The 18589-nt window shown below is 52.7% G+C and carries 17 protein-coding genes; 11 read left to right on the plus strand and 6 right to left on the minus strand.

Annotation, left to right across the window (positions count from 1 at the left end):
• Window positions 1-83 precede the first annotated feature (83 nt).
• Complete coding sequence (locus AC07TV_RS13315; RefSeq protein WP_494648845.1) at window positions 84-1157, minus strand: rhomboid family intramembrane serine protease; 1074 nt, start codon at window positions 1155-1157, stop codon at window positions 84-86.
• An 83-nt stretch (window positions 1158-1240) separates the two neighbouring features.
• On the opposite strand from AC07TV_RS13315, the gene AC07TV_RS13320 reads away from it, so the two are divergent.
• Window positions 1241-2482, plus strand: a complete 1242-nt coding sequence (locus AC07TV_RS13320; RefSeq protein ID WP_494648846.1) for a TIGR03790 family protein — start codon at window positions 1241-1243, stop codon at window positions 2480-2482.
• A 52-nt stretch (window positions 2483-2534) separates the two neighbouring features.
• Here the strand turns inward: AC07TV_RS13320 and AC07TV_RS13325 are convergent, their stop codons facing one another.
• Together AC07TV_RS13325 and AC07TV_RS13330 are read right to left on the minus strand one after the other, a co-directional pair.
• The gene (locus tag AC07TV_RS13325; protein WP_494648847.1) at window positions 2535-3845 is read right to left on the minus strand and encodes a homoserine dehydrogenase; all 1311 of its coding nucleotides are present in this window, start codon (window positions 3843-3845) and stop codon (window positions 2535-2537) included.
• A 9-nt stretch (window positions 3846-3854) separates the two neighbouring features.
• Window positions 3855-5093: a pyridoxal phosphate-dependent aminotransferase gene (locus AC07TV_RS13330; RefSeq protein WP_494648848.1), complete on the minus strand. Its 1239-nt coding sequence runs from the start codon at window positions 5091-5093 to the stop codon at window positions 3855-3857.
• Between the two features lie 108 nt (window positions 5094-5201).
• On the opposite strand from AC07TV_RS13330, the gene AC07TV_RS13335 reads away from it, so the two are divergent.
• Window positions 5202-5573 (plus strand): Mth938-like domain-containing protein, encoded by a 372-nt coding sequence (locus AC07TV_RS13335; RefSeq protein WP_494648849.1) that lies wholly within the window; start codon window positions 5202-5204, stop codon window positions 5571-5573.
• 4 nt (window positions 5574-5577) lie between these two features.
• Here the strand turns inward: AC07TV_RS13335 and AC07TV_RS13340 are convergent, their stop codons facing one another.
• Complete coding sequence (locus tag AC07TV_RS13340; protein WP_494648850.1) at window positions 5578-6372, minus strand: outer membrane lipoprotein-sorting protein; 795 nt, start codon at window positions 6370-6372, stop codon at window positions 5578-5580.
• 54 nt (window positions 6373-6426) lie between these two features.
• Here AC07TV_RS13340 and AC07TV_RS13345 point away from each other — a divergent pair, with 54 nt between their 5' ends.
• The 5 genes from AC07TV_RS13345 to AC07TV_RS13365 all read left to right on the plus strand — a co-directional run bounded on the left by AC07TV_RS13345 (window position 6427) and on the right by AC07TV_RS13365 (window position 11558).
• On the plus strand, window positions 6427-7176 hold the full coding sequence (locus AC07TV_RS13345; RefSeq protein WP_494648851.1) for an ABC transporter ATP-binding protein: 750 nt from the start codon (window positions 6427-6429) through the stop codon (window positions 7174-7176).
• A gap of 30 nt (window positions 7177-7206) precedes the next feature.
• Window positions 7207-8547 carry a DUF1302 family protein gene (locus AC07TV_RS13350; RefSeq protein ID WP_494648852.1) on the plus strand — a complete coding sequence of 447 codons (1341 nt, stop codon included), beginning with the start codon at window positions 7207-7209 and terminating at the stop codon, window positions 8545-8547.
• Window positions 8548-8611: 64 nt separating this feature from the next.
• A complete protein-coding gene (locus AC07TV_RS13355) occupies window positions 8612-9832 on the plus strand; it encodes a glycosyltransferase (protein WP_494648853.1) in 1221 nt (406 codons plus the stop codon).
• A gap of 36 nt (window positions 9833-9868) precedes the next feature.
• A complete protein-coding gene (locus AC07TV_RS13360) occupies window positions 9869-10576 on the plus strand; it encodes an acyltransferase (protein WP_494648854.1) in 708 nt (235 codons plus the stop codon).
• Between the two features lie 208 nt (window positions 10577-10784).
• Entirely contained in the window at window positions 10785-11558 is a 774-nt protein-coding gene (locus tag AC07TV_RS13365) for a PEP-CTERM sorting domain-containing protein (RefSeq protein ID WP_494648855.1), read from the plus strand.
• Between the two features lie 164 nt (window positions 11559-11722).
• Here AC07TV_RS13365 and AC07TV_RS13370 read toward each other — a convergent pair whose 3' ends face one another.
• On the minus strand, window positions 11723-12796 hold the full coding sequence (locus tag AC07TV_RS13370) for a nitroreductase family protein (RefSeq protein ID WP_494648856.1): 1074 nt from the start codon (window positions 12794-12796) through the stop codon (window positions 11723-11725).
• On the minus strand, window positions 12786-13673 hold the full coding sequence (locus AC07TV_RS13375; protein WP_494648857.1) for a ThiF family adenylyltransferase: 888 nt from the start codon (window positions 13671-13673) through the stop codon (window positions 12786-12788). Before AC07TV_RS13375 ends, AC07TV_RS13370 begins: the two co-directional genes overlap by 11 nt.
• Window positions 13674-13708: 35 nt before the next feature.
• Here AC07TV_RS13375 and AC07TV_RS13380 point away from each other — a divergent pair, with 35 nt between their 5' ends.
• From AC07TV_RS13380 to AC07TV_RS13395, 4 genes are all read left to right on the plus strand, one after another.
• The gene (locus tag AC07TV_RS13380; protein ID WP_494648858.1) at window positions 13709-14974 is read left to right on the plus strand and encodes an ABC transporter permease; all 1266 of its coding nucleotides are present in this window, start codon (window positions 13709-13711) and stop codon (window positions 14972-14974) included.
• The gene (locus AC07TV_RS13385; protein ID WP_494648859.1) at window positions 14971-16203 is read left to right on the plus strand and encodes an ABC transporter permease; all 1233 of its coding nucleotides are present in this window, start codon (window positions 14971-14973) and stop codon (window positions 16201-16203) included. Before AC07TV_RS13380 ends, AC07TV_RS13385 begins: the two co-directional genes overlap by 4 nt.
• A gap of 130 nt (window positions 16204-16333) precedes the next feature.
• Entirely contained in the window at window positions 16334-16957 is a 624-nt protein-coding gene (locus AC07TV_RS13390) for an XrtA/PEP-CTERM system exopolysaccharide export protein (RefSeq protein WP_494648860.1), read from the plus strand.
• Window positions 16958-17021: 64 nt separating this feature from the next.
• Window positions 17022-18587 carry an XrtA system polysaccharide chain length determinant gene (locus tag AC07TV_RS13395; protein WP_494648862.1) on the plus strand — a complete coding sequence of 522 codons (1566 nt, stop codon included), beginning with the start codon at window positions 17022-17024 and terminating at the stop codon, window positions 18585-18587.
• Window positions 18588-18589 lie beyond the last annotated feature (2 nt).

The raw sequence follows: 18589 nt of genomic DNA on the forward strand, positions 1-18589 counted from the left end.
CCCGTCAGCCGCCACCGTTTCCTTGATCCTGATCGGAATAACCCTTTCGCGACAAGGCCCTCCTGCCGACATCACGGCCACCATCATTTGGCCGCCCCGGACTGGCGTGCCTGCTCCAGCGCCTTCTGAATCTGAACCCGATCCTTGGCGCGCAAACCCTCGACCATGGCGCGTGAAGCATCGCGCCGCTGTTCGGCATATCGCGTCACCCGCTCGGCAGCCAGGGCCGATGGCAAGTTGGCATCACGCGGCAAGGCAGAAAGTTCTTCGAAACTATGCTCGTAGCGATCGACCACGACGGACTCAATCACGTCAGCCAGTTCTTCAAAAGAGGCACCCTTTCTCTGCCCCTGGCGCATGATGCTCTCCCAGGCCCGGGTGATCGCCGCATCCTCCTGCAGAAACTCGCCGATTTCCCGCTGAACCTCTTTTTCATCGCTCCAGCGGTAAGCCTGCTGCGGAATGTTGGCGACCATGACACCGACGAGAGCAACGAACACGAGGCCCGTCATCAATTTTGCCCGCTGTGGCATGACCACAGGCCCGGCGTTGGGCTTGATCAAAACCCCCATCAGCAGGCCGCCGATCAAGCCACCGATATGCGCAGCGTTGTCAATTCCCGGAACCATCAATCCAAAAACGATGCTGACCACAGAAAAGCCAACAGCCGCCCAGAACAGCCAACGAAACTCGCCGCGCTGGATTTGGGAGCGCTCCAGCCAGAGGTAACTAAGCAAGGCCCCATAGAGGCCGAAGATAGCCCCCGATGCACCACCGGATACGGCATGCCCCTGATGAATCACCAGCGACAACAGATTGCCAGCCAGGCCTGCGACAAAATAGATCGCCGCAAACCGGAAATGCCCATACATGCGCTCGACCCATTGGCCGCCATCCCACAATGCCCACATGTTCAAGGCCAGATGCAACAAGCCAAAGTGCAGGAACATCGCACTGCCCAGACGCCACCACTGACCATCCTGGGTCGCCGGTCCAAAATTGGCGCCCCACGCCAACTGGACGCCATTCTGCGAATGCCACAGCCCTGCCCCGCTGAGCAGCATCGCCCCGAAGACCAGCACGTTGGCTGCCATCAACAGCGGCGTAATGCGCAATTGCGGCATGCGCAGGCAAAGCAGATCGTTGAGAGACGACATGGAGCGGGAGGATTGATGATCAATGGCTTTCAAGACCGTGATTATGCGCGACAATCAGGTCACTGTTGAATTAGCGAATCGCCATGCCCGCCAAGCATCTACCCGTTTTTCTGCGCATCCTGGCCTTGAGCATCCTGCTCGGGGCCGTACATGCCCATGCAGGCCCCACTATCCAGCTACCGAGAACCGGCATTTCCGCCGACGAACTGGCGCTGCTGATCAACGACGATGATCCACTCTCCCGCGAGACCGGTGCTTATTACCAACGAATGCGCAAATTACCGGAACAGAACGTCATTCATCTGCGCTTTCCCTCCGGAAAAACAACGCTGAGCCCGCAGGAGTTCGAACCGCTCAAGGCCGAAATCGACCGCCTTGCTCCGAAGCACATTCAAGCCTTTGCTGCGGCATGGACGCAGCCCTATCAGGTTGGCTGCATGTCCATGACCTCGGCCCTGGCCTTCGGATACGATGAAAAATATTGCTCGACGAAATGCAGTCCAAGTAGCGCCAGCCGATATTTCGACACGGCCAGTACCTACCCATTCCATGATTTTCAGACACGCCCGGCCATGATGTTGGCCGGACAAAATTTTGCTGACGTCAAGGCGCTGATCGATCGCGGTGTCGAGACGGATCACAGCTTCCCGGACGGCACCGCTTATCTACTGAGTACGTCCGACAAGGCGCGCAGCGTAAGAACCAAGCTATTCGGCATCACCAAAACAGTAATCGGCGTAATGGTTCCCATCGAGGAAATTGAAGCGGACTCGATCACGGGTCGCCAGGATGTGTTGTTCTATTTCACGGGTCTGGCTCAGGTACCAAATCTTGACACGCTCAAGTTCATACCGGGTGCGCTAGCCGACCATCTGACCTCATTCGGCGGCCAGTTGACCGACTCTAAACAAATGAGCAGCCTGCGCTGGCTGGAGGCTGGCGCCACAGCGAGCTACGGCACGGTTACCGAACCCTGCAATCACCTGCAGAAGTTTCCAATGCCTGCCGTTGCGATGTTTCACTATCTGTCAGGCGCAACGGCCATCGAGGCCTACTGGAAAAGCGTGGCTTGGCCGGGTGAAGGTCTTTTCATCGGCGAACCACTGGCCCGCCCATTTGCGCCAAGCCTGACCAGGACCGACGACGAAATCTATCAGTTGAAACTGATCTCGCCCAAAAAAGCCGTCTGGCGAGTCGAACAAGCCGATTCGATCATGGGGCCGTTTCAGCCCATTTCCCGAGGTCTGCCTGTCGTGGCCGGGAGAAACACCGTGCGCATCGCAGTCCCGCCAAGTACCAAGGCCTATCTTCGCCTGGTTCGTTAACCAAAAACGGGAGCTTGAAGCTCCCGTTTCTTGTTTGCATGCCTGGTCGGGCTTACTGCAACTCCTCCAGACGAATGCGCTTGACCTTGCCCTTCTGGGCAGACAGCGCTTCGATCTTGGCAATTGCGGCATCGGCAGCGCTTTCCTTGCAAACATGAGTCAGGATGATGATGTCGGTCTCGCCTTCACCCTCTTCCGGTTCGCGCTGCAGCATGGCATCGATGGAGATGCCCTGATCGGCCAGAATGCGCGTGACGTCAGCCAGCACGCCCGGCTTGTCTTCGACACGCAGACGCAGGTAATAACCGGTCTCGATCTCGCTCATCGGCAGGATCGGCAGGTTGGACATGGCATTCGGCTGGAATGCCAGGTGCGGCACGCGGTGCGCGGCATCAGCCGTAGCCAGGCGGGTGACATCGACCAGATCGGCAATCACGGCTGAAGCGGTCGGCTCGGCGCCGGCACCCTTGCCGTAGTACATCGTCGCGCCAACGGCATCGCCCTTGACCAGTACGGCATTCATCGCGCCTTCGACATTGGCAATCAGGCGCTTGGCCGGGATCAGGGTCGGATGGACACGCAGCTCAATGCCCTTGTCGCGACGCTTGGCAATGCCAAGCAGCTTGATGCGGTAGCCGAGTTGCTCTGCATACTTGATATCGGAAGCTTCGAGCTTGGTGATGCCTTCCACATAAGCCTTGTCGAACTGCACCGGGATGCCGAAGGCGATCGAGGCGATCAGCGTGGCCTTGTGAGCGGCATCGACACCTTCGATATCGAAAGTCGGATCAGCCTCGGCGTAACCGAGACGCTGGGCTTCCTTGAGCACGTCGTCAAAAGACAGGCCCTTGTCGCGCATTTCGGAGAGGATGAAGTTGGTCGTACCGTTGATGATGCCGGCCGCCCATTCGATGCGGTTGGCGCTGAGGCCTTCGCGCAGCGCCTTGATGACCGGGATACCGCCGGCCACGGCTGCTTCGAAAGCAACCATGACGCCCTTGTCTTGCGCTGCGCTGAAAATTTCCGTGCCGTGCACGGCGAGCAGCGCCTTGTTGGCCGTAACAACATGCTTGCCATTGGCGATCGCCTGCATGACCACTTCCTTGGCCACGCCGTAGCCGCCGATCAGTTCGACAATGATGTCGATTTCCGGATCGTTTACCAGCGAGAAGGCATCGTCGGAGACACGGGCAGAGCCACCAGTGATTTGCTTTGCCAGTTCAACATTCTTGTCGGCCACGGCAGTAATCCGGATCGGACGGCCGGCACGGCGGGTAATTTCTTCCTCGTTGCGTTTGAGAACGGTCCAGGTGCCACCGCCGACGGTGCCGATGCCGATAAGGCCAACATTGATAGGTTTCATGTGCAGTCTTTACTTGGTTTGGTTGGTGTTGTGACGTTTGCGATAGTTTTCGAGGAAGCGAGCGATACGCGCAATGGCCTCTCGCAAATCATCCTCATGCGGCAGAAATACAAGGCGGAAGTGATCCGGATGCGGCCAGTTGAAGCCCGTCCCCTGCACCAGCAACACCTTTTCTTCCTGGAGCAGCTCAGAGATGAATTGCTGGTCGTTCTTGATGGGATAAATAACCGGATCAAGCTTCGGGAACATGTACAGCGCTGCCTTCGGCTTGACGCAGCTGACCCCGGGAATGGCAGTTATCAGTTCATGCGCAATGTCGCGCTGGCGACGCAGGCGACCGCCGTCCCTGACCAGGTCGTCTATGCTCTGATAGCCACCCAGCGCGGTCTGAATGCCATGCTGGCCCGGTGCATTGGCGCACAAACGCATGGACGCCAGCATGTCGAGCCCTTCGATGTAATCCTTGGCGTGACGCTTGTCGCCTGAAACCACCATCCATCCGGCACGATAACCGCAGGAGCGATAGTTTTTCGACAGGCCATTGAACGTGATCATCAGGACATCTTCGGCCAGCGAAGCGATCGAGGTGTGCTTTTCAGCATCGTACAAGACCTTGTCATAAACCTCGTCGGCATAAATCGTCAGGTGATGCTGGCGAGCGATGTCGATGATTTCGTGCAGCAGGTCGTCCGGATAAAGCGCACCGGTCGGGTTGTTCGGGTTGATGATGACAATCGCCTTGGTATGGGCGTTGATCTTGCTGCGAATGTCATCAAGGTCGGGCAACCAGCCCTTGCTCTCGTCGCACAGGTAATGCTTCGGCGTACCGCCTGAAAGGCTGATCGCCGCCGTCCATAGCGGATAATCCGGCGCCGGGACCAGTACTTCATCACCCGCATCGAGCAAGGCATTCATGGCCATCACGATCAGTTCTGACACGCCGTTGCCGACGTAGATGTCATCCAGCGTCACGCCCTTGATACCCTTCTGCTGGGTGTAGTGCATGATCGCCTTGCGCGCCGCGAAGATACCCTTGGAGTCTGTGTAGCCGGCCGCATTCGGCAGATTGCGGATCATGTCCTGCTGGATTTCTTCAGGCGAATCAAAGCCGAACGCAGCCAGATTGCCGATATTCAGCTTGATGATCTTGTGGCCCTCTTCCTCCATCTGCTTGGCTTTCTGCAGCACGGGGCCGCGAATGTCATAGCAGACGTTGGCGAGTTTGGCGGACTTCTTGACGTGTTTCATTGGAATCTTCCGACGTAACGACTTATGGCCCACAAGGGCCAAAGGTATAATCCTACTTTATCGTATGGTGCACCGCAATTTTGGCGGACTTTTCGGAATGATCGCGCAGTGAAACTTCACATCTCGAATACCGCAGGACTCAACCTGTTTACCGCCTATGGCGATGACTATGCTGCGGTCAACCACGAAAAACATGAAAAAAACCTGATTCTGCTTCCCGAGTCGATGATTCCCGCCTGGACTTCAGCGACAGTGAACACCTTGAGCGAATCAGACATGAATATTCTGCTCGGACTGGATACCGAAATAGTCCTGCTTGGCACCGGCAAAAGGCTGCGCTTCCCGCCTAGCGCCCTGCTCAGGCCCTTTGCCCCGGCCGGAATCGGCATCGAAATCATGGACCTGAAAGCTGCCTGCCGAACTTACAACATCCTTGCCGCTGAAGGGCGCAAGGTTGCAGCAGCACTGCTCTTCGACTAATCGCTCAGTCCAGCTTTTTCAGGTATTCCTTGGTAAACACCTTGTCCGGAAGGTCACGCAATTTCATGTCGCTATAGTCGAGAATCGACTTATCGCCGTTGCGTAACGCATCTTCCATCACCAGCCGCGTCGGACGAATCCGCCCCGCCAACGTCTGGAAATTCTCGTAGCTGCATTTCTTCATAAGACGATTGGACAGCGAGTAGAACTCAGCCTTCAATGGCCAGCCCGATTTTTCATTGACCCAATAAACGACTCGCTGATAGGTAACGCTACGGTCAACGGCAATTAACTCAAGAATATGAAAAGAGTCGTTACCGATTTTTTCGGTGCCGATGATTTTGGGATTATAGTCGCCAGAAAAATTGGCTCTCGCCAGATCACCATTTGCCACCTGCCCAGTCAGACGCTGCGCCAGCGAAATTCGAACCGGCTGCGATACCTCTGGCATGAATACCCAGAGATCACGCCCCTTCATCAGAATGATCTGGCCACGCTCCGAAGCCGGCTCCGTCACCATGACGACTGTGTTCTCGTTACCCTTTGAAAGCACGCGGTATTTGCGCATGTCGGCATCTTTGTCCGGGCGCAGGGAATTTATTACAATGTCAACCTGAAACCCATCAGCGGGAAAGCGAACCTTGTCCGCCTTTTCAACTATACTGCGGGCAATCGCATCATCGGTCGGCGCAACACTGCTTCCTTGCGCTGCAACGGTCAGTGACTGGAGCAAAAGAAAAATGCCGGACGTCAGAGCAACGCACCATCTGCCATTCCGAATGCACTTGTTATTTACCATGAATACTCTCCTGCACGATCTTGATGGTCTAATTACTGACGGCAGCAACCAACTATGAGCGTTGTCCGCATCGAACACGTCTTCAAGGACTACCAGCTCGGCGAACAGACCGTCCACGCCTTGAATGATATTACATGGTCCATCGACGCCGGCGTCTTTCTCGCCATCTCCGGCCCCTCTGGCAGCGGCAAAACCACCTTGCTCAATCTGATCGGCTGCATTGACAAGCCGACTCACGGCAAGATTTTCATCAATGAAGAAGACGTGTCCGAAAAAACCGCTAACGAACTGGCCGACCTCCGTTCGCGATCAATTGGATTCATCTTTCAGACCTTCAATCTGCTCCCGGTGCTCTCCGCGGCGGAAAATGTAGAGTACCCCCTGCTCCGCCGCACCGATATTTCTGCCGAAGAACGGAAGATGCGGGTTGATTACTTTCTGGATATCGTCGGCCTCAGCCAGTTTGCCAACCATCGCCCGAACCAGTTGAGTGGCGGACAACGTCAGCGTGTCGCCATTGCCCGTGCTCTGGCCATCAAACCCAGTATCGTCCTCGCCGACGAACCAACCGCCAACCTCGACAAGGCAACTGGCCGCGAAATTCTCAGCCTGATGAAGCAGATCAATCGTCACCTGAAAACCACCTTCATTTTTTCCACGCACGACCAAAAAGTCATTGATCGCGCTGACCGTTTGGTTCAAATGGAAGATGGTTGCATCACCGCCTTTGGCGTCCGCAACGAAAGTAACAAGACCTGGAACCTGGCCCGAGTCCGCAGCTTGCCCGAATCCGAAGACGAATAACCGGCCCACTGAAATCAACAGGAATATCCCGTGACCGAACCAAAAACCGCCCACTGTCTAACCATCATCGCTGCCTGCACTCTTGCCATTGGCGCCAACGCTGCAGACGACGACCTGTTTGGCCGCGACGCACTCTTTGGCGACGATCTTCCCAAGCTCTCTTCACCCTCCCGTGAGGCCGGCTCCGGCATCAAGGGCTTTATCCAATTCGAAGCTGCCCGTACGACAGCCACTCCGGAACATTGGTCCAAGCTACGCACCCGTGCCGAACTGGGCAGCGCCGGCAAGCTTGGCGAAGGGACAAAATGGAAAATGGGAGCCCGCTTCGACTACGACGCAGCCTACAGTATCAACGACTACTACCCTGCCGACGTCGAAAAGAATCAGCGCTACAACCTTGAGCTGCGAGAAAACTATCTAGACATCAGCGCCGGCAACTGGGACTTCCGATTCGGCAAACAGAACGTTGTCTGGGGCGAAATGGTCGGCCTGTTTTTCGCCGATGTCGTATCCGCCCGAGACCTTCGAGAATTCGTCCTTCCAGAATTCGACCAAATGCGCATTCCGCAATGGGCTGCCCGCGCCGAATATTTCGCCAATGACTTTCATGCCGAATTGCTGTGGATTCCGGTGGCCAGCTACGACAACATCGGCAAACCCGGATCTGAGTTTTATCCGATGCCAGCCGCCGCTAACGTCCGCTACCTCGCCGAAACGAGACCCGAGCGTGACACCGACAACATGAACTACGGTCTACGTCTCTCAACCCTGAAATATGGCTGGGACGTATCAGGTTTTTATTACCACAGCACAGATATCAGTCCGACCTTCTACCGCCAATTCGATGGTCCGACAGTCGTCTATCAAGCTCACCACGACCGCATTCATCAATACGGTGGCACGCTATCCAAGGACTTTGGAGATGTAGTCTTGAAGGCCGAAGGTGTGTACACGACCGGCCGTAGCTTCAGCGTACAGGACCTTGCCGACAGTGATGGTGTCGTCCGGCAAAACACCTTCGACTGGGCCGCTGGGCTAGATTTCACCCTTCCTGCTGAAAGTCGTTTCAACGTCCAATTATTCCAGCGTCGATATTCCAACTACAACGCAACCCAGATTCCGGATAAAGAAGAAAATGGCTACAGCCTGTTGCTCAACACCAAGTTCATCAATAACTGGGAAGCCCAGGCCATCTTCATTTCCAGCCTGAACCGGAGCGACTGGCTATTGCGACCACGCTTAGCCTGGAATTTCGAGCGCAATTGGCGATTACTGATTGGCGCAGATATCTTTAAAGGCCCTCCTACTGGCTTGTTCGGTAGATACGACCAACAGGATCGCGTCTATTCCGAAATTCGCTACAGTTTTTAAGTCCCTGTTTAATCAACGCAGAGCAAGACGCTACGCCCCGTAGCAACAGGACAAGGAAAGCCCATTGAAAAAGCTAAAAGTGCTTTTCTTTGCTGAAGGTGCCACCCTTGCTCACGTTGCACGGCCGCTAACGCTGGCCAAAGAATTGGACGCACAACAATTCGACGTCGTTCTTTGTCGTCCTGCCGAATATGCGAAATTAACTTCGGGGCTTCCATTTCCTGTACTGGACCTGGAATGCCAAGATGGGGACACTTTCGCGCACAAACTCGAGCGTGGCTCACCGCTTTATGACTTCCCAACTTTATGCCGCTATGTCGACGCAGACTTGGCGCTGATTGATCAGGAAAAACCAGATGTCGTGGTTGGAGACTTTCGACTTTCGCTGTCAGTTAGTGCCCGTTTACGCTCCATACCGTATATCGCCATTTGCGATGCTTACTGGAGCCCGGAACGTCAGCTCAGCACGCCGTTGCCTGTATTCGGCTTTACCCGCTACTCACCAATCCCGCTAATTGAATTCCTGTTTCATCGCATCGCCCCATTGGCATTCCGTCTGCACGCCTTGCCGCTCGAACGTCTCCGGTCAAAATTTAATCTCCCGTCTCTTGGGTACGATCTGCGGCGCTGCTATACCGATGCTGATCAGCGATTATTTGCCAACTTCCCCGCTCTTTTCCCTGATGTATCCGCGCACAAGGGCGCCGAATTCATTGGTCCGATCGCATGGTCACCCGATTTCGATGGGGAAATGGATTTCCTGTCCGGCACGGGGCCTCTAGCGTATGTCACCATGGGTAGTTCCGGTAATCCACAAGTTATTGAAGACATCGCTCCCATCCTAGAGGGTATCGGAAGCAGAGTCTTGATAGCGACCGCTGGTAAGCCATTGTTCCTGAAGGACCCAAAACCCACCACGCAAATTTTCAACTATCTACCAGGATCAGTTGTTTGCCGGCATGCCACTCTGGTCATCTGCAACGGGGGCAGCCCAACCACCAATCAGGCATTAACAAATGGAATACCTGTTTTGGGAATCGCCCGAAACATGGATCAATTTCTCAACATGGAAACTATTGTCAATTTCGGAGCAGGACTGTTGGTACGAGCCGACCGTGCTACGCCAACCCGGCTACGGCAGGCCATCGAAAAGCTCATGGGCGATCCAAAATTCACGCTCCGTGCAAAAAATTTGGCCGACAATCAATACGGGGAACACGTCTCGTTGACGTTGGCTAAACACATCAAGGCTCTGTGCGTACGTAGCCTTAGCCAATTGCAATGAATTTTCAAACATCCGTGTAATCTCAAGGATCATCAGATGAGACGAATAAACAGTTTGCAGATAGCGGCATTTGCACTGCTACTGACGCTAGCGGTAAGCATCGGGATAAGCGCCGCCGTGCTATTGGCGACACTTATTCCGTTGGGGGGCTATCACGAGATAGCCGTGGTATTTTTATCTGCGCTTCTGATCTATGCCTTCGCTCTGTTTTTTTTCAGGGCTTTTCTGTTGCTCTTCCCTCTGCGCAGTGGAGATATCCCGGAAGGATCTCAACAAGAGTTTGTCTACCATGTTTATCTCTTGTTCTATCTGATTCTTTTCTACCCTATTCTGCGCAGTGGCTTCGTTCCCGTGCCGATCATGCGATTGGTGTACTTGGGCTTGGGCGCAAAACTTGGAGATAACACCTATAGTTCGGGCATTATTCTCGATGCGCAGTTTGTCGAAATTGGCAGCAACAGCATTGTTGGCCAATATGCATTACTTGTTCCACACGTGATCGAGGGAAGTAAGCTGGCGCACTACCCAATTAAAATGGGGAACAACGTAACCATAGGAGCTGGCGCAACAGTACTTTCCGGCGTGACGATCGGCGATGGTGCGATCGTTTCCACTGGGGCTGTAGTAACAAAAGGTACTCAAATCGGGCCAGGTGAAATATGGGGTGGAATTCCGGCCAAATTAATCGGAACAAGGGTTACAACCGATCAGCAGCCTCCTGAGGATGCTGAAGAATCTGTTTAAGTTCCATTTGCGGCACTGAAATGCTCCTTGAAGGAAATACTGTCGGAATATTTTACACAGGTCATTTTTGATTGCTTTTCTGAGGCAACAAAAACGCCGTTAACAACTGATTAATAAGGGTTTTAATCATGTTGGCACGCATATCGCTTTAGATCACTGCGTAAGTTCAAACAATGTAATTTCCATCCAGACAGACCGGAGAATTCTCATGAAAAAAACTCTTATTGCGGCAGCCGTAGTCGCGATGTCCTTTAGTTCCGCTGCCAACGCAGCATTGGTTAACACCATTGACCTATTTACGACCGCACAAGCCCCCCTTACTGACACTACTCCTGGCGGCGCTTACATCATGTCGCAAGTTGGCGCTGTCGGCGATACCAGCATTCTCGGTGGTTACCGTGACCTCGGTGTAAATCTGTTGACCAACGGCGGTGTTGGAACCCGTGACGCAAACATTTCCGTTTCCAGTGGTTTCCTTGACTTCAGCGTCGATACACTAGCCACTGGTACAGGCCTCGTTCGCTGGGACGGCGTAAATAGCGCAGCCGCAATTGACCCGACCGGTCTGGGCGGCATATTCCTCGCCGATGCAGCCACCTCCGCCTTTGCCCTTGATGTCATTTTCTCCGATGGTGGTTTCCGTTTTGACCTGGAAGCTTACACATCGGCCAACCAGTGGTCGAAAATTCAGTTGATTTCCAATGCGCACGCAGTGCCGGAAACCACGTATATCTCGCTGGCGGCTTTCGGCCTCTGCGGCTTCAACAACGGCGTTGTAATCGTTACCTGCGGCGCAGGTGGTGCGGTTGATTTCGCAAGCCTCGGCGCTTTGCAAGCTGTTATCGACCCTCTCGGCGGCAGCACCGCCATTGACTTGACCTTGGGCCAAGTGGTTGTTGTGCCGGAACCCGCCTCTCTGGCTCTTGTAGGTCTGGGACTGCTTGGCGTTGGCGCTCTCCGCCGCCGTCGTTCTGCCAAGTAATAAATACTTGATGTAAAAATGAAGCGGCCTTCCGGCGGCTTCAGACTGATACCAAAGCCTCCAAGTAATTGGGGGCTTTGTTTTTTAGTACCCTCACAAGCCAACCCAGATCGAACAGGAGGTTGTGACCTTGGAAGAGCCTTGATATTCCCTAAGATTGCAGTTTAGTTTAGATTCAGCAATTGACTTAGACTCTTGCGCAAAGACCTCGATGTTGGGACTGTCGATTGGCCAATCCGACAAAAGAAAGCGAAGCTTTGATCATTTGATGCCTCAGCTAAACTTTCAAAACGTGAAGCTACCAGTTCAATTTCGGTATTGATTTCTGAGTTGGCCGATATTTTTCGACCAGCTCTGGCATACCAACGGAAAATCACAGGCGTCATTTCTGGTTGCAGATGCAAACCAAGCGAAGTAGCCGTCAACCAAAGACGCTGCATAGCCATTCCCGCCTCAACGTAATCATTCATAGAATTTAGTGGTTTGCGAGGCTTAAGCAGCAGATGCCCCGCGCAAGCAAGAGCTGGGATGAAATCGAGCTGGATGCGAGGAACAACAGTTCCCAGTAGGTAGCGATTGAAGAACTCCACCCTCGACCAACTCTGCATCACCCATTTCATGAGTTTGGCCGTCATTGGATCAACTCCAATTGCCTCTTCAGGCAAGCGATCATGACTAAAGCGCGCTCCCCATTCAATGATATCCCTGTGTACTTGATACGCTTCCGGGCAAGTCAGGCGAATATACGCGTTATCCCAAAGCAGTCTTGCCACCCTCATCCGATCAGTCATATTCTCGAAAAACTGGACGGAATAATTGCTGCCGGGGGCTAGCGAAAGTACGTTTCGCTGCTCCGAGGTAAGCGGCGTCATACGCATGGGGCGACGTTGGACCACGCGCTTTTCAATATGTGGGAGCAACGGATCAACCAACAAATCCGGCACACTCCTCAGTTCAATATCATAAACAGGAGCGTTATCTGGAGATCCCGGCCGCACGCGCCACTCGCACACAAGCTGATATCCACTCGCTGCAATTCGCAATGTCTCAATCAGAGCACCATGAGCCATCTGGCTCGGATGCCCGTCAAAATCGTAAAGGACATGCTCCCTGGTGTCATAACCGTGTATTGCCAAGCGATCATCTGCCACGATTTCAAATCGCCACGGCTGTGTGTTATCACCACTCGGCGCCCAACGAGCCAAATCGAGAATTTCTATCAGCACGTCACGACTCATTGTCAGTTTTCCTTGCCATGAGCGCCAACTGCCGACGAACCAAACTCCGCATCAGGCGCTGTAGCGGATTCCGGAACCCGCCAGGACGCCAAGTCCTGACATAGCGCATGCGATACGCATCAAACTGGCTACCCCAGGGGGCTAGCCTTACCCCTCCCCGACCAAGCAGTAGCTTTAATGTTTCAACAGCCGCTACTCCGGCACATAGCTGGCAGGCGGCAATACTCGACGGACCCCGTCGTTCGGCCAAGTTGACACGACTCATATCGGCAACGTAACCACGTTGAAGCATAGCGGGCGACAGACCAACAAGAAATCGGATTGCCATCTCCATTTCATCGCATCCCTCAAAGCCAAAATAGTCTTCATAAGGCATCCCACCCGGCCCGAAAACCAGAAGTGCCGTTCCTAATCCCAACGGGGCAGCAGTAACGACCGGAATGTTTTTTCGTTCGCACGCAGAAAACGTCATCCGCCGGGCAGAAAATGCAAAAAAATCAAGCCCATCGACGTATACATCAACATCGTCAAGAAACGCTTCCAGTGAGTCTTCTTGCACCCCTGCTGAAAACAGCTTCAGGTCAACCTCTGGATTGATGTCTTTGACCATATCAGCCAGAACATCGATTTTGGGATGTTTTAAACTGCTGACCGTTGCACCGACCTGACGATTGAAATTTACAATATCAAAGACATCAAAATCAGCTATTGAGAATCGCCCAATTCCAAGACGAGCCAGTGTCAGTAAGTGAACACCGCCAACCCCTCCCAGCCCTCCTATAGCAACACGCGATTGGCGAAGCCGCTGTTGCTCTAACTCGGTGACCCACCCGATATTCCTTGAAAACGCATCGTCGTAATTAAACATTCCTGCCATTCCTCAAGACTTGATTCGTTTGGTATTACAATCAATTGAGCCACATTACCCGAAGCAGCCCCCTTGCGCCAATGATCAGTTTAATTACAGAATTTCGAGTTGCAGCACGCAACCTGAAACGCAACAGGAATCGCACGGCCATTGCCGTTCTTACTGTGGCCGGGGGGTTGGTCGCCTATCTTCTAGCTGGCGGTTTCATTGAATGGATCTTCGAAAACATGCGCGAATCGACGATTCGCTCTCAGTTGGGACATATCCAAATAGTCAAACCAGGCTATCTGGAAAAAGGTATCGCAGATCCATATAGTTATCTATTGCCGTCGCGATCGGAAGAATTCAATGGCATTTCTCAGCACCCGAACGTAGTAAGTATTGCCCAGCGTGTCGCATTCAGCGGCTTGGCCAGCCTTGGCGACACTACCGTCAGTTTCATTGGTGAGGGCATAGAGCCCGCACAAGAAGCTGTGATCAGTGATCAGATTCACATCCGCTCAGGAAAAAATTTGGAAAGAAGCGATGAGCGCTCCGTCCTTCTTGGCGAAGGCCTTGCAAAGAACCTGACTGCAAAACCCGGAGATACCATCGTTCTACTTGTTACCGCCGCAAACGGTACCCCCAATGCAATTGAAGTTGTAGTTGCAGGCGTGTTTTTTAGCTCTGCCAAAGAGTTCGATGACACTGCTTTGCGCCTCCCACTCAAGCTTGCACGTAAACTAATGCGAATCGATGGTGCTAGTTCGTGGGTCGTGCTGCTGCAGGACACGAAACAAACTACACAGGTCGTAGCAAAATTGCGTTCCGTGCTATCACCAACAGATTTCGAGGTAATTCCATGGATAGATCTCGCTGATTTTTATAAAAAGACTGTAGTGCTTTTTGGAACGCAAGTCAGCCTGATGAAGACAATCATTGCGCTGATAATTGTATTGACGATATCCAATACACAGACCATGAGCGTTCTTGAACGAACCACCGAAATCGGCACAATGATGGCCATAGGCTCAAGACGTTCTGAGGTATTGAGAATGTTCGTAGTTGAGGGTTTATTAATTGGGGTTATTGGCGGGTTTACCGGCGTATTAGTCGGTTATGGAATCGCCGAAACCCTGTCGGCAATAGGTATCCCGATGCCCCCCCCTCCGGGGATGGAAACTGGGTTCACCGCCCAGATTCTAGTCACTCCGTGGCTTTCCCTGGATGCGCTCGGACTGGCTATGGTTACGACACTGATTGCCAGCGTAATGCCCGCTTGGAAGGCCAGTCACATGAACGTTGTAGACGCATTAAGGTGCAACCAGTGACGAGTCAGACATTTGGGCGACTTGCGCTGGCACAGCGAAATCTGTTTCGCCATCGTTCACGTACTGCCGCCACCTTATTTGCGATTATTCTTGGAGTAATCAGCATGATCTTGGCTGGAGGCTTCGTTCAAGACATCCTGATACAGCTTGGCGAAGCGACCATCCACTCCCAAACCGGGCACATTCAGTTGGCGACTCCTGGCTATTGGGCGAGCAGATCGCGTACGTCTGAGTCACACATGATCAATGATCCGACAATTACGAAGAAAATTCTTGAGGCGCAAACTGGAGTAGAACAAGCTGTTAACAGAATCAATTTTGTTGGGATGCTAAGTAATGGCAAGCGCGACTTGGCAATTATTGGCGAAGGCATCGAACCAGCCGGTGAACGAAAAATTGGCAGCTTCATTCGCTATAGCGAAGGACGACCATTGGAAGAGGCAGACTCTGATGGAGTTGTTATTGGTCAAGGCATTGCGCGCTTGTTAAATTTGCACGTTGGTGATCGTGTCACGTTAATAATAAGTTTGTCTCAAGGTGCAATCAATACAATGGACCTTCAGGTCATTGGCGTCTTTCAAAGTTTTTCAAAGGAGTTCGACGCTAGGGCGATACGTATTCCCCTAACTGCGACACAAGAGTTACTCGACACCAAATCTGCCCACGTTCTGGTCTTGACACTGAGTGAGACCAAAGAAACAGATCAAATCGCCAGTGCCATTCGTGATCAGGTTGAGAAGCACGGGATCAAAGTAATGACTTGGCGGGAACTTTCGGATTTTTACGAAAAAACTGTTCAACTCTATGATGCTCAATTCGGCGTCCTACGCTTGATTATCTTTTTGATGGTTCTCCTCAGTGTCGCCAATAGCATTAATATGACCTTGTATGAGCGAACCAGGGAGTTCGGCACACTGCTTTCTCTTGGTGACAAGCCAAAAACGGTTTTTGAACTAATCATGATGGAAACCATCTTGCTGGGACTGCTCGGTGCCGGCCTTGGCATTCTCCTTGGTTGCATCTTCGCTTGGGGCATTTCTGCCATAGGCATTCCAATGCCGCCTCCACCAAATTCCAATCTCGGCTATACGGCCCTGATCCGTCTGGAGCCTTTAGCCATACTCTCAGCCGGCGCAACAGGATTCGGCGCAGCTGTTTTTGCAGCTCTATACCCAGCCTACCGTGCCACAAAGGTCAATATTGTTGACGCCTTGCGTCATGGTGTTTAGGCATTAACGTGAATTCCTTCTCGATGTAGCGTTGTCATTTTCGTTTTTTACACCTGTTTCCGTTATGATATCGCCCTACTAAGCGCCTTCAACACTAGTTACCGCCTGCAACTTGATCGAGATAACAACCATGCCCTTAAATCATTTCAACTTGGTATTTGCTACCAAATTGCTGATCGCATCACTCTTAGCATCAACGTTGATCGGTTGTAGTAGCAATCCTCCAGCCCCTGCTTTGGCTGCCACAGCCGACTACAGCTACAAGATTGGCCCTGGCGACACACTCAACATCGTTGTGTGGCGCAATCCTGAATTGTCAATGAGTGTACCTGTCCGCCCCGATGGCAAAATATCGGCTCCCTTGATTGATGACTTGGCTGCAATGGGGAAGGATTCAACGACCCTTGCCCGTGACATCGAAAAGGAACTGGGGAAATTCATTCGTGATCCAGTGGTCACTGTGATTGTCACTGGTTTCGTCGGTCCCTACAGCGAGCAAATTCGTGTCGTTGGCGCGGCGGCTAAGCCACAAATTCTTGCTTACAAGCAAAAAATGACAGTTCTCGATGTCATGATCGCCGTCGGTGGCATAACTGACTTCGCCGACGGTAACAGAGCGACTATCCTGCGCACCTCTGAAAACAACGCGCAGTACCGGGTACGCCTAAAAGACCTTGTCAAGAACGGCGACGTTTCCGCCAACGTGGAAATGAAACCTGGTGACGTTGTCATCATTCCACAAAGCTGGTTCTAATCATCCCGGAACAACCTACCGCTGCCGTGTATTCACGGTGGCGGTTATATCTTTGAGCTCATAGATGGAAGAAATTCTTCGGCAGGCATTTACCATTCTGCGTGCGACCTGGAAACATCGGCACCTCGGGATGGTGGTCGCGTGGGTTGTCGGCGCCATAGCGGCTGGCGTGATACTACGTATTCCAAATCAATTTGAAGCCTCTGCCCGAATCTATGTCGACACGCAATCTATTTTAAGACCTTTGATGTCAGGACTCGCTGTTCAGCCAAATATTGAGCAGCAGATCATGATGCTCAGTCGCACATTGATTAGCCGGCCGAATTTGGAAAAACTAATCCGGATGGCTGACCTTGACCTGAATGTCAAAGATAAGGCACAACAGGAAGCGCTAATCGACTCACTGTCAAGCACCCTTAAAATACAAGGGCTTGGCCGCGACAATCTCTACACGATCTCTGCCCGCGACCCTGATCCGGCCAAGGCCCAGCGAATTGTTCAAGCGCTTGTTTCGATCTTCGTTGAGTCCAGCTTGGGCGACAAGCGGCAAGATACCGATTCAGCACGCAAATTCCTTGAAGAACAAATTCGTAACTATGAGAAGAAGCTGGAAGACGCAGAAAACCGCCTCAAGGAATTTAAATTACGCAATATCGAACTTGCCACATCGGAAGGCAAGAGTGGCGTTGATCGCCTTAGTGAACTGACAAACCAGCTGAATAGCGCTCGTCTTGAGCTACGTGAAGCGGAGCAGTCCCGTGATGCGCTTCGCCGTCAAATCGTTGGCGAAGAACCAGTGCTGCTTCCTGAAACCTCTGGAAGTGAGTCAAGCGTATCACTACCAGAGATTGACGGCCGAATTGATGTCCAGAAGCGGAACCTCGATACACTGCTTCAACGCTATACAGAACAACACCCGGATGTAATCGGGACACGACGCATGATCAAGGATCTGGAAGAGCAAAAGCGCCAAGAGCTTCAGGCCCGAAAAAAATTTGCTGCGGCCAATCCAGGCTCTTCAGTCAGCAATAATCCCGTATATCAGCAGCTCAAGGTATCGCTTGCAGAATCCGAAGCCAATACTGCCTCACTCCGAGCTCGCGTCAGTGAGTATGAAGAACGCTACAAACGTACTACGAGCGTAATGAAGAATCAGCCCCAACTCGAAGCTGAGTTTGCCCAATTGAATCGGGATTATGAACTCGACAAGAAGAACTACGAGCAACTGGTTTCGCGTCGAGACTCTGCGGAAATGTCGGGTGACCTCGATACAGCAGGCTCAATGGCTGATTTTCGATTAATCGACCCTCCTCGTGCCTCATCCACACCTGTAGCACCGAATCGTTTACTTCTCTTCCCTCTCGGCCTCGTACTTGCCATAGCAGGCGGCCTTTTTGCTGCCTTCGCAGCCAGCCAAATTCGCCCTGTGTTTTTCGATAGCAAGTCCTTGCGTGAGGCAACTGATCTTCCCGTTTTGGGCACCGTGTCGTTGATTCCAAACGAGGCGCGTCGCCTCAAGGAACGGGCCAGTCTTCGTCGCTTTTTGCTAGCCAGTGGTGGTTTGGTAGTGGCCTATGCACTTGGACTAGGGCTACTTACCATCCTTTCTCAACGTGCTGCAGGAGGTTGATC

It is taken from the genome of Azonexus sp. GW821-FHT04F04 (assembly GCF_059420025.1).

Bases quoted from the DNA above. Each gene is read 5' to 3' on its own strand.
- AC07TV_RS13325 (WP_494648847.1), bottom strand. From the start codon at position 3,845: ATGAAACCTATCAATGTTGGCCTTATCGGCATCGGCACCGTCGGCGGT.
- AC07TV_RS13375 (WP_494648857.1), bottom strand. From the start codon at position 13,673: ATGGCAGGAATGTTTAATTACGACGATGCGTTTTCAAGGAATATCGGG.
- AC07TV_RS13395 (WP_494648862.1), top strand. From the start codon at position 17,022: ATGGAAGAAATTCTTCGGCAGGCATTTACCATTCTGCGTGCGACCTGG.
- AC07TV_RS13370 (WP_494648856.1), bottom strand. From the start codon at position 12,796: ATGAGTCGTGACGTGCTGATAGAAATTCTCGATTTGGCTCGTTGGGCG.
- AC07TV_RS13330 (WP_494648848.1), bottom strand. From the start codon at position 5,093: ATGAAACACGTCAAGAAGTCCGCCAAACTCGCCAACGTCTGCTATGAC.
- AC07TV_RS13340 (WP_494648850.1), bottom strand. From the start codon at position 6,372: ATGGTAAATAACAAGTGCATTCGGAATGGCAGATGGTGCGTTGCTCTG.
- AC07TV_RS13365 (WP_494648855.1), top strand. From the start codon at position 10,785: ATGAAAAAAACTCTTATTGCGGCAGCCGTAGTCGCGATGTCCTTTAGT.
- AC07TV_RS13360 (WP_494648854.1), top strand. From the start codon at position 9,869: ATGAGACGAATAAACAGTTTGCAGATAGCGGCATTTGCACTGCTACTG.
- AC07TV_RS13315 (WP_494648845.1), bottom strand. From the start codon at position 1,157: ATGTCGTCTCTCAACGATCTGCTTTGCCTGCGCATGCCGCAATTGCGC.
- AC07TV_RS13320 (WP_494648846.1), top strand. From the start codon at position 1,241: ATGCCCGCCAAGCATCTACCCGTTTTTCTGCGCATCCTGGCCTTGAGC.
- AC07TV_RS13345 (WP_494648851.1), top strand. From the start codon at position 6,427: ATGAGCGTTGTCCGCATCGAACACGTCTTCAAGGACTACCAGCTCGGC.
- AC07TV_RS13390 (WP_494648860.1), top strand. From the start codon at position 16,334: ATGCCCTTAAATCATTTCAACTTGGTATTTGCTACCAAATTGCTGATC.